Genomic DNA, 11,644 nt, shown 5'->3' with positions numbered 1-11,644 from the left:
CTACTGGTGCAGCCCCCCTCTCTATGCAAACCGCCCCATGTCGGGCGGTACCAAACTCTCCGGTGGGGTTGGCCCATGCCTGTGAGGGCTTTCCCCCCTGCCTCGCCGGGCCGCGCACCGTCCCGGCAGCCGACACGGATACCCTGAGAGGCATGTCTCCCGCCTTCACCGCCCCGGCCCCCGCGAGCGCGCCCGCCCCCGAGCAGGCCACGGGCCGCCGCACCTACCTCCTGGTGGACGGCGAGAACATCGACGCCACGCTGGGCATGAACGTGCTGAACCGGCGGCCGAACCCGGAGGAGCGCCCCCGCTGGGACCGCATCTCGACGTTCGCGCAGAAGCTGTGGGACCAGGACGTCGTCCCGCTGTTCTTCCTCAACGCCAGCAGCGGGCAGATGCCGATGGCGTTCGTGCAGGCGCTGCTCGCGATGGGCTACCGGCCGATCCCGCTGGCCTCGTCCGGCACGGAGAAGGTCGTCGACGTCGGTATCCAGCGCACGCTGGAGGCCCTGGCGGACCGCGACGGCGACGTCCTGCTCGCCAGCCACGACGGCGACTTCCTGCCGCAGATCGAGGCCCTGCTCGGCGACGAGCGGCGGGTGGGCCTGCTGGCGTTCCGCGAGTTCGTCAACGGGCAGTTCTCGCAGCTCTCCGAGCGCGGGCTCCAGATGTTCGACCTCGAGGGCGACGCCGACGCGTTCACCGCCCCGCTGCCGCGCGTCCGGATCATCCCGCTCGACGAGTTCGACCCGCTGCGCTACCTCTGACAGCCCGCCGGTGCGTCACGTGTCGGCGGTGAGCAGCTCCCGGTACACCGGGGTGACGTAGCCGGGCGTGAAGGTGCTGCCGCCCAGCGCCTCGTGGAGCCGGGTGGCCTCGGCGGCGACGGCTGCCTCGCCGTCGGTCCCGATGTCCTCGAGCAGCCGCCAGACCAGCTCGCCGTCCGGCCGCACGATCCACGCCCCGACGATCCGGCCCTGCCACCAGACCGTGGCGCCCGCGTTGCCGGCGCTGTCGAAGAGCTGCGGGCGATGCGGACCCAGGTACCAGTCGCGGGCGGTCCAGCCCATCGTGGTGGCGTCGAGGGTGGGCAGCAGCGCGGCGTGACCGCCGACGACGTCGTCCAGGGCGGGATCCAGGTCGGCGTCCAGGTCGGTGGCGCGCAGCACGACCCCGTCGGCGACGACGGTGTCCCCACCGGGCGGGCCGACCTCCAGCTCGACCTCGCGCACGTCGAGGGCGGCGACGGCCCGGCGCGCCTGCCCGAGGTTCCAGCCGGTCCACCACCGGAGGTCCGCCACCGTGGCGGGGCCGAACGCCTCGAGCCACGCGCGGGCGAGCTCGACGCGGGCCGCCTCCTCGTCCATCGCGGGGATCCCGTCGGGGAACCAGTCGGTCATCGGCGACCACACGTGCCGCGGCGACGACCACGCCCCGCGGGGCTCGCCCCGCACGACGGAGCCCTCCGCGGAGAGCACCGACAGCAGCGGCGACGTCATGGTGCGGCGCACGTCCCACGCCTTGTCCGTGGTGGGCAGGAACGCGGTGCGCAGCAGCGGCGCGGCCCGCGAGAGCTCCGCGCCGTCGAGCGGCCCGGCGGCGAGCGCGGCGTGCACCTGCGCCTCGGCGGCCGCGACCAGCGCCTCGGGGTCGTCGACGGCCGGGTCGGTGGGCAGCGTCGCGAGCTCCTTGAGCAGCCGCGTCCGCAGCCGCGCCGCGACCGGGGCCGACGCCGCCGCGTGCACCACCGGTACCAGGTCGCGCGGCACGACGAACATCGTGCGCCGCATGCCCAGCACCTTGACGAGGCTGCGCCGCTCGAAGAGCGCGTCGCGCACGTCGTCGAGCCCGAGCCCCGGCACCCGCGCGAGCACCGCGAGGTGCACGCTCGGCGCGTCCGTCGCGTGCAGGGCGACCAGCCTCCGCGTGACCTCCTCCGGCGTCCTCGCCGCCGGCGACCCCGGCTGGTCCGCGCCGAGCGCGAGCTGTCGCACGACCAGGCGCCGCCGGCGCTGCTCCCCCGTGATCCGCACCCGCTCATCATGGGCGCGGCCACCCACACGCGCGCCCGCCCGGCGCACCAGCGCCGTCCGAGCCCCTTCCCAGGCAACGCTCAGACCCCGGTCGCACACTGAGGTCATGAGCGCACCCGAGGCACGTCTCGTCGTCGTGGACGACGAGCCCAACATCCGCGAGCTGCTGTCCACGTCCCTGCGTTTCGCCGGGTTCGAGGTCCACGCCGCCGGTGACGGGAACGGGGCGCTGCAGCTCGTCCGCGACGTCGAGCCCGACCTCGTCGTGCTCGACGTGATGCTGCCCGACATGGACGGCTTCACCGTGACCCGCCGCATGCGCTCCACCGGCCGGCACACCCCCGTGCTGTTCCTCACCGCCCGCGACGACACGCAGGACAAGGTGCAGGGGCTCACCGTCGGCGGGGACGACTACGTCACCAAGCCGTTCAGCCTGGAGGAGGTCGTGGCCCGCATCCGCGCGGTGCTGCGCCGCACGCACGCGGGCGAGCCCGAGGACGACGCCGTCCTGCGCGTCGGCGACCTCGAGCTCGACGAGGACTCGCACGAGGTGCGCCGCGCCGGCGTCGAGATCGACCTGTCCCCCACCGAGTTCAAGCTGCTGCGCTACCTCATGCTCAACGCCGGCCGCGTGCTGTCCAAGGCGCAGATCCTCGACCACGTGTGGCAGTACGACTGGGGCGGCGACGCGAACATCGTCGAGTCCTACATCTCCTACCTGCGCCGCAAGATCGACAACCTCTCCGTCACCGGCCCCGACGGCGACGACGTCACGCTGCCGCCGCTCATCCACACCAAGCGCGGCGTCGGCTACCTCTTGCGGGCGCCCCAGGCGCCGCGATGAGCACGCCCACGCCCGGCGCCCCGGTCACGGCCCCGGGGACGACGGCGGACGGCCGGGCCCTGCCCGCTGACCCGCGGTCGGGCCCGACGCCGCCCCTCCCGGATCCCGCACCCCGGTCCGCTCCGCGGTCCGCGCCGTGGACGTGGCTCGAGCGGCTCCCCCTGCGCACCCGGCTGGTCACGATCACCGTCCTGGTGCTGGCGGCCGGGCTGATCCTGGCCGCCGTGGTGACCCGCACCGTCGTCTCCGGCTACCTCGTGGCCCAGACGGACCAGCAGCTCACGCAGTCCGCCAAGGGCGTGGCGAACATGACGCTCAACTCCTCCGGCGACCTGGCGCAGCGCGCGCCGAGCGAGTACGTCGTCATCCTGCGCGACGCCGACGGCGCCACCTCGGAGCCCACCGTGTGGCCCGCGACGCAGGACAAGTACGGCATCCCCGACATCCCGGACGAGCCGGTCTCGGCCGTCGTCGACCGTGGCCTCGAACCCTTCACCGTCGCCTCGGTCGGCGGCACCGAGCCCGGCGACTGGCGGGTCGTCGCCCTGCCGTACGGCTCGTCCGGCACCATCCAGGGCGCCGTCTACGTCGGCCTGCCCCTGGCGGAGGTCCAGCACACGGTCGCCTACCTCACGCGCTCGCTGCTGTTCTCGGCGCTCGGCATCGTCATCCTCGGCGGCGCGATCTCGTTCCTGCTGGTGCACCGGTCGCTGCGGCCGCTGCGCCAGATCGAGACGACGGCGGCGGAGATCGCCGCGGGCGACCTGTCGCAGCGCGTGCCCGAGCGCCCGACGTCGACCGAGGTGGGCTCGCTGTCCGCGTCCCTGAACACGATGCTGGCGCAGATCGAGCAGGCGTTCTCCGCGCAGGAGGAGTCGGAGCGCCGCATGCGCCGGTTCGTCTCCGACGCGAGCCACGAGCTGCGCACGCCGCTGGCCACCGTGAAGGGCTACGGCGAGCTGTACCGGCTGGGCGCGCTGGACACCCCGGACAAGGTGGACGACACCATGGGGCGCATCGAGGACTCGGCGCGCCGCATGAGCACGTTGGTCAACGACCTGCTGGTGCTCGCCCGCCTGGACGAGGGCCGGCCGATGCGCAAGGACCCGGTGGACCTCGCCGCGATGGCCCGCGACGCGGCCCAGGACCTGCACGCCCTGGACCCGACGCGCGAGGTCACGGTGACCGGGCTCGCGCCGGGCTCCCCCGCGCCGTCCGGCCTCGTCGTGACGGGCGACGCCGACCGTCTGCGCCAGGTGCTGACCAACCTCGTGGGGAACGTGGCGAGGCACACACCGGCCGGCTCGCCGGCCGAGCTGGCGGCGGGCCGGGCGCCCGACGGCGGTGCCGTCGTCGAGGTGCGCGACCACGGCCCCGGCATCACGCCGGAGCAGTCGACGCGTGTGTTCGAGCGGTTCTACCGTGCGGACTCGTCGCGGAACCGGGAGTCCGGCGGCTCCGGCCTGGGGATGGCGATCGTCGCGGCGATCGTCGGCGCGCACCAGGGCCACGTGTCGGTGAGCGAGACGCCCGGCGGCGGGATGACCGTGCGGGTTCTTCTCCCGTCGGCGGACGGCTACGATGGCGCGTCGTCCTCCTCCGCCTGACCGGAAGGCTGACCAGAAGGCGTGGCCAGCACCCTCACCGCGGTGCGATGTCGCCCCGCGGTCGTAGTCTGACGAGGAGGAGGACAGTCCGAGTCCGACGACCGAAGGTCTGATTGCGATGGGCGTCATGAGCGCCGACGCGCCCCAGTGGTTCCTCTCCGCGTTCGTCCGCACCTGTCACGGTGCGGGCGCGACCGCCGACGACGCGGAGATCCGTTCCGTCGGGGAGGACCTCATCGACCGGTGGTCCGCCCCGGAGCGCCACTTCCACAACCTGCGCCACCTGGCCGACGTCCTGCACCGCGTGGACGAGCTGTCCCAGGAGACGCACGAGCCCGACCTGGTGCGCCTCGCCGCCTGGTACCACGGCGCGGTGTTCGACGCGACGCGCAAGGTCGCCCAGGCGAACCAGGGCGGCGAGCAGACCACGGTGAGCGCGAACCTCGCGCGCACGCAGCTCACGGAGCTCGGCCTGCCGGAGACGGCGGTGGAGCGCACGGCGCGGCTGGTCGACTCGATCGACCGCCACAAGCCGCTGCCCGACGACGTCGACTCCGCCGTGCTCAACGACGCCGACCTCGCCATGCTCGCGGCCGAGCCGCAGCGCTACAAGGACTACATGGCCAACGTGCGGGCGGAGTACTCGCACATCCCGCTGACCGACTATCTCGACGCCCGCGTGCGCGTCCTGACCAAGCTGCTGCAGCGCCCGTCGCTGTACTTCAGCCCGATGGGCGCGGCATGGGAGGAGGCGGCGCGGCAGAACCTCGACGGCGAGCTGCACCGGCTGCTCAAGGAGCGCCGCCTGCTCGAGGAGAAGCCGGCCTCCTGACCCCGGCAGGGCTCGGTTCTCCACAACCTGTGGACGACGGCGGCCGCGGGTGGTGCGCGCTCCGTAACGTCGTCGTCGGCAACCCCGCAGGGGGCAACGGCGACGAAGGAGGACACGTGCGGTACGAGGTCGACAGCGAACGGGTCGCGCAGGCGAGCGCGGCGGTGAACGGTTCCGTGGCGGCGATCCGCTCCGAGGTGGGGGCGATGATGCGGCACCTGCAGGACCTGCAGTCCGGCTGGCACGGCGGCGCCGCGACCCAGTTCGCGGGCGTCATGGGCCAGTGGCAGGCCACGCAGACCCAGGTCGAGGCGGCGCTCGACGCCGTGACGGCGGCCCTGTCGTCGGCGTCGCGCACCTACGCGGACGCGGAGGCCCAGGCCACGCGGCTCTTCGCGGCCCGCTGACCCGGGCGGTCGAGGGCGTCCCGCGCCGCGCGGGACGCCCTCAGCCGCGTGCGGGCGTCACGGCGCGCTCCCCGCACGCTGGGCCGCGAGCGACCACACCTGCTCCAGGGGCGCGAACCCCTCCGCGCCGTCGGCGTCGCGGAACACCTCGACCCAGCGGCCGATCGACGCCTGCCACGCCAGGTTGGCCGGGTCGTCGTCGAGCGCGGCGATCGCGGCGTCGAAGTCGTCGCAGTCGACGACGTGGAACAGCCGCTCGCCGGAGCGCCAGATCGTCCACCCGCGGATGCCCACCCGGGAGAAGGCGGCGTCGAGGTCGTCGGGGACGGCGGCGTGCTCGACTCGGTACCCGTCGACGGCGCCGGGCTTGAGGACCGAGTGCAGGGCGACGATCATGCGTGGATCCTCAAGGTGGCGCCGCGGCGCTGTCAACCTTCGCGCCAGGCGCCCGCACGCACGACGGGCCCCCACCCCGGAGGGTGAGGGCCCGTCGTCGAACCGTCAGGCTCTGGCAGGACTCCGGATCAGAAGTCCATGCCGCCCATGCCACCGTCACCGGCGGGCGCGGCCGAGGCCGGCTCCGGCTTGTCGGCCACGACGGCCTCGGTGGTGAGGAACAGCGCGGCGATCGACGCGGCGTTCTGCAGCGCGGAGCGCGTGACCTTGACCGGGTCGTTGACGCCCGCGGCGAGCAGGTCCTCGTACACGCCGGTCGCGGCGTTGAGGCCGTGACCCGAGGTGAGGTTGCGGACCTTCTCCGCCACGACGCCGCCCTCGAGGCCGGCGTTGACGGCGATCTGCTTGAGCGGGGCGTCGATCGCGGCACGCACGATCTGCGCACCGGTCGCCTCGTCGCCCTCGAGCTCCAGCTTCGGGAACGCGGCGGCACCGGCCTGGATCAGCGCGACGCCACCACCGGCGACGATGCCCTCCTCGACCGCGGCCTTGGCGTTGCGGACGGCGTCCTCGATGCGGTGCTTGCGCTCCTTGAGCTCCACCTCGGTGGCCGCACCGGCCTTGATGACGGCCACGCCGCCGGCCAGCTTGGCGAGGCGCTCCTGGAGCTTCTCGCGGTCGTAGTCCGAGTCCGACTTCTCGATCTCGGAGCGGATCTGGTTGACGCGGCCCGAGATGAGCTCGGCGTCGCCCGCACCCTCGACGATCGTGGTCTCGTCCTTGGTCACGACGACCTTGCGCGCCTGGCCCAGCAGGTCGAGGGTCGCGTTCTCCAGCTTGAGGCCCACCGTCTCGGTGATGACCTGGCCGCCGGTGAGGATCGCGATGTCCTGCAGCATGGCCTTGCGGCGGTCGCCGAAGCCCGGGGCCTTGACGGCGACGGACTTGAAGGTGCCGCGGATCTTGTTCAGCACGAGGGTGGCCAGGGCCTCGCCCTCGACGTCCTCGGCGATGATGAGCAGGGAGCGACCGGCCTTCATGACCTGGTCGAGCACCGGCAGCATGTCCTTGACGTTCGAGATCTTCGACTCGACGATCAGGACGTACGGGTCCTCGAGGACGGCCTCCTGGCGCTCCGGGTCCGTCTCGAAGTAGCGGGCGAGGAAGCCCTTGTCGAAGCGCATGCCCTCGGTGAGCTCGAGCTCGAGGCCGAACGTGTTCGACTCCTCGACCGTGATCACGCCCTCCTTGCCCACCTTGTCGAGGGCCTCGGCGATGAGCTCGCCGATGGAGGCGTCGCCGGCCGAGATGGCGGCCGTGGCGGCGATCTGGTCCTTGGTCTCGATCTCGACCGCGGCGTTGAGCAGCTGCTCGGTGACGGCCTCCACGGCCTTCTCGATGCCGCGCTTGACGGCGATCGGGTTGGCGCCGGCGGCGACGACGCGCAGGCCCTCGCGCACGAGCGCCTGGGCGAGCACGGTGGCGGTGGTGGTGCCGTCACCCGCGACGTCGTCCGTCTTCTTGGCGACCTCCTTGACGAGCTCCGCGCCGATCTTCTCGTACGGGTCGTCGAGCTCGATCTCCTTGGCGATGGAGACACCGTCGTTGGTGATCGTGGGGGCGCCCCACTTCTTGTCCAGGACGACGTTGCGACCCTTGGGGCCGAGCGTGACCTTCACGGTGTCGGCGAGCTGGTTGAGCCCGCGCTCCATGCTCCGACGAGCTTCCTCGTCGAACGCGATGATCTTGGCCATGGGGACTGATCCTCCGCTGGTGGCTGAGATGGCCGGCCGGCGCCCGCGACGGACGACCCACCCCGCGGCGTTCAGGTCACGCACGCGCGGAGGGTCTCACCGAACGACCCGAATGCTTCACCCGCGGCCCAGGAGAACGCCGCCCCGGGGGACGGCTGTCACTCACAGGCCGAGAGTGCTAAGCCATTATTGGCACTCTCGGGTGGCGAGTGCAAGACGTTCGCCGAGGGCGTGCACGGCACGATGACCGCCCGGGGACGACGAAGGCCGGCACCCCCGACGCGTCGCTGCGTCCTGGGGTGCCGGCCTCTCGCGGTCGACGGCGCGGTCAGAGCGGGCGGACCTGCTCGGCCTGCGGGCCCTTCTGACCCTGGCCGACCTCGAACTCGACGCCCTGGCCCTCGTCCAGGGTGCGGTACCCGTCGGTCTGGATGGCGCTGTAGTGGACGAACAGGTCCTGCCCGCCCGCGGTCGGGGTGATGAACCCGTACCCCTTCTCCGCGTTGAACCACTTGACGGTGCCCTGGGCCATGTACCTCTCCTCGTGCTCCTCGGCCGCAGGGCAGGCACCCCACGGTGAACGGGAGCCTAGTAGCGGCGATCGCGGCAAGGGAAGCACCGATGTCCGGAATGTCGGCATCCGAGATGCCGGCGCTCCGGAGGTGCGGCGTCGGTCAGCCGACGGGCGACCTGAGGACCACCCAGACGGCCTGCTCGCTGGCCGTGACGTCGTCGGACTCCTGCACGTTCGCCGGGTCGACGCCGAGCGCCTCCGCGACGGCGCTGGCGGTGTCCGCGCGGTCCGCGCCGTACAGGACGGTGGTGTCCTCGTAGGCACCCTTCAGCGTGTCCGGCGCGTCCGTGGCAGCGACGTCGACGAACCCGCCGTCGCTCGTGAGGACACCCTGGCCGGCCGCGGCCTGCCCCTGGCCCGCCCCGTCGTTGTAGACGACGACCGACGCCTCGAGGTTCGCGGCCGACGGGTCACCGGGCAGCTCGGTCGCCGCGTCGGAGGCGTCGTCGCCGGGCTCCTCGTCGGCCGGGTCCTCGCTCGCCTCGTCGTCGGCCGGCGGCTCCTCGCCCTCGGCGGACGCGGAGGCCTCGGGCTCGGCGCCCGCGGACTGCTCGGCCGCGGGGGGCGTGGCCGGCTCGCCGTCGTCGGACAGGAAGGAGACGATGCCGACCGCGAGGCCGCCGCACACGACGACGATCAGCAGGAACGGCCACACCGAGCTCCACCCGCTGCGCGGCTCACGATGCACACCGACCGGCGTGCCCTCGGGCCCGCGGACGTCGAACTCGTCGGGCGGGTAGGGGTAATGGCTCTTGCTCACGGCGGACAGGGTAGCCGTTCCAGGTGTCCGCCCGTCCAGGCCGCTCTCAGCGAGGCCTTGGCCTGCCGGTCCGCCCAGGTCACGGCCGCGCCGTCGGTCCGACCCTCGGTCCGACCCTCGGCCCGTCCGTCAGCCCCGTCCGTCAGCCCTGGCCGTCGGAGAGGCGCCGCGCCGACCGGGCGCGCTGGCGCGTGGAGCGCATCCGCCGCAGCCGCTTGACGAGCATCGGGTCGTGCGCGAGCGCCGCCGGCGAGTCGATGAGGGCGTTCAGCACCTGGTAGTAGCGCGTCGCGGACAGGCCGAACAGCTCGCGCACCGCCTGCTCCTTCGCCCCGGCGTACTTCCACCACTGCCGCTCGAAGGCGAGGATCTCGCGGTCGCGGTCGGAGAGGTCGCCCTCGGCCGACGTCGGCACCGTCGACGACTCGGTCGCCGTCGTGCCCGACGCCTCCGGGTCCGGCTGGACCTCCTGGACCAGGATCTCGCTCATGGCGCACCAGTATGGCGCGTCCGTGCGCCCGACCCGACGACGTCGCCCCGCGCGCCGCGATCCCGCGCCCTGTCGGCGTCCAGGAGTTGTCGGGGCGTGCGCGCGGGATACCCCGCGCTCGCCCTGACAACTCGTGGGGTGGGGTGCGCTAGCGTCGCGGCGTGGACACCTCGACGACGACCGGCACCGGCACGACGACGCAGGAGCGGCGGCCCCTCGACCAGGTGATGGCGCCGGACTGGGCCGCCGCGCTGGCCGGCGTCGAGCCGCAGATCCACGCGATGGGCGACTTCCTGCGCACGGAGGTCGCCGCCGGCCGCACGTACCTGCCCGACGGCCCGCACATCTTCGCGGCGTTCTCCCGGCCCCTCGCGGACGTGCGCGTGCTCGTCGTCGGGCAGGACCCGTACCCCACGCCCGGTCACCCCATGGGACTGTCGTTCTCCGTGCAGCCGCAGGTGCGGCCGGTCCCCAGGTCGCTCGTGAACATCTACACCGAGCTCGCGGAGGACGTCGGCGTGCCGACGCCGTCGAACGGCGACCTGCGCCCCTGGGCCGACCAGGGCGTCATGCTGCTCAACCGCGTGCTCACCGTGCGGCCGGGCACCCCGGCGTCGCACCGCGGCAAGGGGTGGGAGCAGGTGACCGAGGCCGCGATCAAGGCGCTCGTGGCGCGCGGCGGCCCGCTCGTCGCGATCCTGTGGGGCCGCGACGCCGCGTCGCTCAAGCCGTGGCTGGGCGACGTCCCGACCGTCGAGAGCGCGCACCCCAGCCCGCTGTCCGCGTACCGCGGGTTCTTCGGCTCCCGCCCGTTCTCGCGCGTCAACGCGCTGCTGGAGGCGCAGGGCGGGACGCCGGTGGACTGGCGCCTCGCCTGACGGCCGGCCGCACCGCGGGGACACGGCCCGACGTCGTCGCCCCGAGCGCGCACCGCCGCACGAGGAGCACAATGGCGGACGTGACCACGCAGGACTCCACCCCGACCCCTGACGGCACGACCCCCGCCCCCGCTCCCCCGTGGACGCGCTACGTCGCGATCGGCGACTCGTTCAGCGAGGGCCTGTGGGACCCGTACCCGTTCGCCGACGGCACCCCGGCACCGGCGGGCACCGAGTCGCCGGCGAAGCAGCGCGGGTGGGCCGACCGGCTCGCCGACGCGCTGTCGACCCGCCGCACCGCCGTGGGCGCGCCCGGCCTGGAGTACGCGAACCTCGCGATCCGCGGCCGGCTGCTGCGTCACATCCTCGACGAGCAGGTCGACGTCGCGCTGGAGATGCAGCCCGACCTGGTGTCGTTCGTCGGCGGCGGCAACGACATCCTGCGCCCGCAGGCCGACATCGACGTGCTCTCCGCGCGGCTGGAGCAGGGCGTGGCGACGATCCGCGCGACAGGGGCCGACGTGCTGCTGGGCACGGGCTTCAAGGCGGGCGCGGGGCTGAGCTGGACCCGCGGCCGCGTGGGCCAGTACAACGCGAACATCTGGACCATCGCGCGCAAGCACGGCGCGCACGTGCTGGACCTGTGGGGTCTCGACCCGCTGTTCGACCTGCGCATGTGGGCCGACGACCGCATCCACCTCACGCCCGAGGGGCACCGCCGAGTCGCCGACGCCGCGCTCGTCGGCCTCGGCCAGGAGCCCGACGACGCCGACTACGCCGTCGCGCTCGACCCGCTGCCGCCGCAGGCGTTCGTCGAGCGCGCCCGCGCCAACGCGCAGTGGGCGCGCACGCACGTCGTGCCCTGGGTGCAGCGGCGGATCAAGCACACGTCCAGCGGTGACGGCCGCGCGCCGAAGTGGGGCGAGCCCGCCGCCTGGCCCCCGGCGGACGACGCGCGATAACCCGCCGGTACGGCGACGGGGGGGGGGAGGGGGCTGGTCCCCCCCCCCCCCCCTCCCCTTCTGGGGGCACCCTTTTGGGTTTTACCCCCCACCCTCCCCTTCCCCAA

The 11,644-nt window shown here is 73.5% G+C and carries 13 protein-coding genes; 7 read left to right on the top strand and 6 right to left on the bottom strand.

Annotated features, from left to right (window positions below; translation table 11 throughout):
• Nucleotides 1-152 precede the first annotated feature (152 nt).
• Nucleotides 153-767, top strand: coding sequence for an NYN domain-containing protein (locus ACFVS0_RS20655; RefSeq protein ID WP_430588996.1), 615 nt, complete (start codon nt 153-155; stop codon nt 765-767).
• Nucleotides 768-782: 15 nt separating this feature from the next.
• Here the strand turns inward: ACFVS0_RS20655 and ACFVS0_RS20650 are convergent, their stop codons facing one another.
• Nucleotides 783-2,033: a winged helix DNA-binding domain-containing protein gene (locus ACFVS0_RS20650; RefSeq protein WP_430588995.1), complete on the bottom strand. Its 1,251-nt coding sequence runs from the start codon at nt 2,031-2,033 to the stop codon at nt 783-785.
• Between the two features lie 106 nt (nt 2,034-2,139).
• Here ACFVS0_RS20650 and ACFVS0_RS20645 point away from each other — a divergent pair, with 106 nt between their 5' ends.
• The 4 genes from ACFVS0_RS20645 (at nt 2,140) to ACFVS0_RS20630 (ending at nt 5,723) form a co-directional block, all read left to right on the top strand.
• Nucleotides 2,140-2,877: a response regulator transcription factor gene (locus tag ACFVS0_RS20645; RefSeq protein WP_430548634.1), complete on the top strand. Its 738-nt coding sequence runs from the start codon at nt 2,140-2,142 to the stop codon at nt 2,875-2,877.
• The gene (locus ACFVS0_RS20640) at nt 2,874-4,484 is read left to right on the top strand and encodes an ATP-binding protein (protein WP_430564366.1); all 1,611 of its coding nucleotides are present in this window, start codon (nt 2,874-2,876) and stop codon (nt 4,482-4,484) included. Before ACFVS0_RS20645 ends, ACFVS0_RS20640 begins: the two co-directional genes overlap by 4 nt.
• Before the next feature lie 127 nt (nt 4,485-4,611).
• Entirely contained in the window at nt 4,612-5,316 is a 705-nt protein-coding gene (locus tag ACFVS0_RS20635) for a hypothetical protein (protein WP_430548632.1), read from the top strand.
• 116 nt (nt 5,317-5,432) lie between these two features.
• Nucleotides 5,433-5,723, top strand: a complete 291-nt coding sequence (locus ACFVS0_RS20630; RefSeq protein WP_430548631.1) for a WXG100 family type VII secretion target — start codon at nt 5,433-5,435, stop codon at nt 5,721-5,723.
• Between the two features lie 57 nt (nt 5,724-5,780).
• Here the strand turns inward: ACFVS0_RS20630 and ACFVS0_RS20625 are convergent, their stop codons facing one another.
• The 5 genes from ACFVS0_RS20625 to ACFVS0_RS20605 all read right to left on the bottom strand — a co-directional run bounded on the left by ACFVS0_RS20625 (nt 5,781) and on the right by ACFVS0_RS20605 (nt 9,697).
• Nucleotides 5,781-6,119, bottom strand: a complete 339-nt coding sequence (locus tag ACFVS0_RS20625; RefSeq protein ID WP_430588994.1) for an L-rhamnose mutarotase — start codon at nt 6,117-6,119, stop codon at nt 5,781-5,783.
• A 128-nt stretch (nt 6,120-6,247) separates the two neighbouring features.
• The gene (gene groL, locus ACFVS0_RS20620; protein ID WP_430548629.1) at nt 6,248-7,873 is read right to left on the bottom strand and encodes a chaperonin GroEL; all 1,626 of its coding nucleotides are present in this window, start codon (nt 7,871-7,873) and stop codon (nt 6,248-6,250) included.
• 328 nt (nt 7,874-8,201) lie between these two features.
• Entirely contained in the window at nt 8,202-8,405 is a 204-nt protein-coding gene (locus ACFVS0_RS20615; protein ID WP_416344544.1) for a cold-shock protein, read from the bottom strand.
• Between the two features lie 142 nt (nt 8,406-8,547).
• Nucleotides 8,548-9,207: a LytR C-terminal domain-containing protein gene (locus ACFVS0_RS20610; RefSeq protein ID WP_430588993.1), complete on the bottom strand. Its 660-nt coding sequence runs from the start codon at nt 9,205-9,207 to the stop codon at nt 8,548-8,550.
• A gap of 142 nt (nt 9,208-9,349) precedes the next feature.
• Complete coding sequence (locus ACFVS0_RS20605; RefSeq protein ID WP_430548627.1) at nt 9,350-9,697, bottom strand: DUF3263 domain-containing protein; 348 nt, start codon at nt 9,695-9,697, stop codon at nt 9,350-9,352.
• A 227-nt stretch (nt 9,698-9,924) separates the two neighbouring features.
• Between ACFVS0_RS20605 and ACFVS0_RS20600 the strand changes: the two genes are divergently transcribed.
• Together ACFVS0_RS20600 and ACFVS0_RS20595 are read left to right on the top strand one after the other, a co-directional pair.
• Nucleotides 9,925-10,575: a uracil-DNA glycosylase gene (locus tag ACFVS0_RS20600; protein WP_430588997.1), complete on the top strand. Its 651-nt coding sequence runs from the start codon at nt 9,925-9,927 to the stop codon at nt 10,573-10,575.
• A 71-nt stretch (nt 10,576-10,646) separates the two neighbouring features.
• A complete protein-coding gene (locus ACFVS0_RS20595) occupies nt 10,647-11,537 on the top strand; it encodes an SGNH/GDSL hydrolase family protein (protein WP_430564362.1) in 891 nt (296 codons plus the stop codon).
• The last annotated feature ends 107 nt before the right edge of the window (nt 11,538-11,644 follow it).

The organism is Isoptericola sp. NPDC058082 (assembly GCF_042885055.1).
Classification (GTDB): Bacteria; Actinomycetota; Actinomycetes; order Actinomycetales; family Cellulomonadaceae; genus Isoptericola.
The sequence above is the reverse complement of the archived record's forward strand: the minus strand, read 5'-3'. Positions and strand labels throughout refer to the sequence as shown.

Bases quoted from the DNA above. Each gene is read 5' to 3' on its own strand.
- ACFVS0_RS20655 (WP_430588996.1), top strand. From the start codon at position 153: ATGTCTCCCGCCTTCACCGCCCCGGCCCCCGCGAGCGCGCCCGCCCCC.
- ACFVS0_RS20645 (WP_430548634.1), top strand. From the start codon at position 2,140: ATGAGCGCACCCGAGGCACGTCTCGTCGTCGTGGACGACGAGCCCAAC.
- ACFVS0_RS20640 (WP_430564366.1), top strand. From the start codon at position 2,874: ATGAGCACGCCCACGCCCGGCGCCCCGGTCACGGCCCCGGGGACGACG.
- ACFVS0_RS20635 (WP_430548632.1), top strand. From the start codon at position 4,612: ATGAGCGCCGACGCGCCCCAGTGGTTCCTCTCCGCGTTCGTCCGCACC.
- ACFVS0_RS20625 (WP_430588994.1), bottom strand. From the start codon at position 6,119: ATGATCGTCGCCCTGCACTCGGTCCTCAAGCCCGGCGCCGTCGACGGG.
- groL (WP_430548629.1), bottom strand. From the start codon at position 7,873: ATGGCCAAGATCATCGCGTTCGACGAGGAAGCTCGTCGGAGCATGGAG.
- ACFVS0_RS20615 (WP_416344544.1), bottom strand. From the start codon at position 8,405: ATGGCCCAGGGCACCGTCAAGTGGTTCAACGCGGAGAAGGGGTACGGG.
- ACFVS0_RS20605 (WP_430548627.1), bottom strand. From the start codon at position 9,697: ATGAGCGAGATCCTGGTCCAGGAGGTCCAGCCGGACCCGGAGGCGTCG.
- ACFVS0_RS20600 (WP_430588997.1), top strand. From the start codon at position 9,925: ATGGCGCCGGACTGGGCCGCCGCGCTGGCCGGCGTCGAGCCGCAGATC.
- ACFVS0_RS20595 (WP_430564362.1), top strand. From the start codon at position 10,647: ATGGCGGACGTGACCACGCAGGACTCCACCCCGACCCCTGACGGCACG.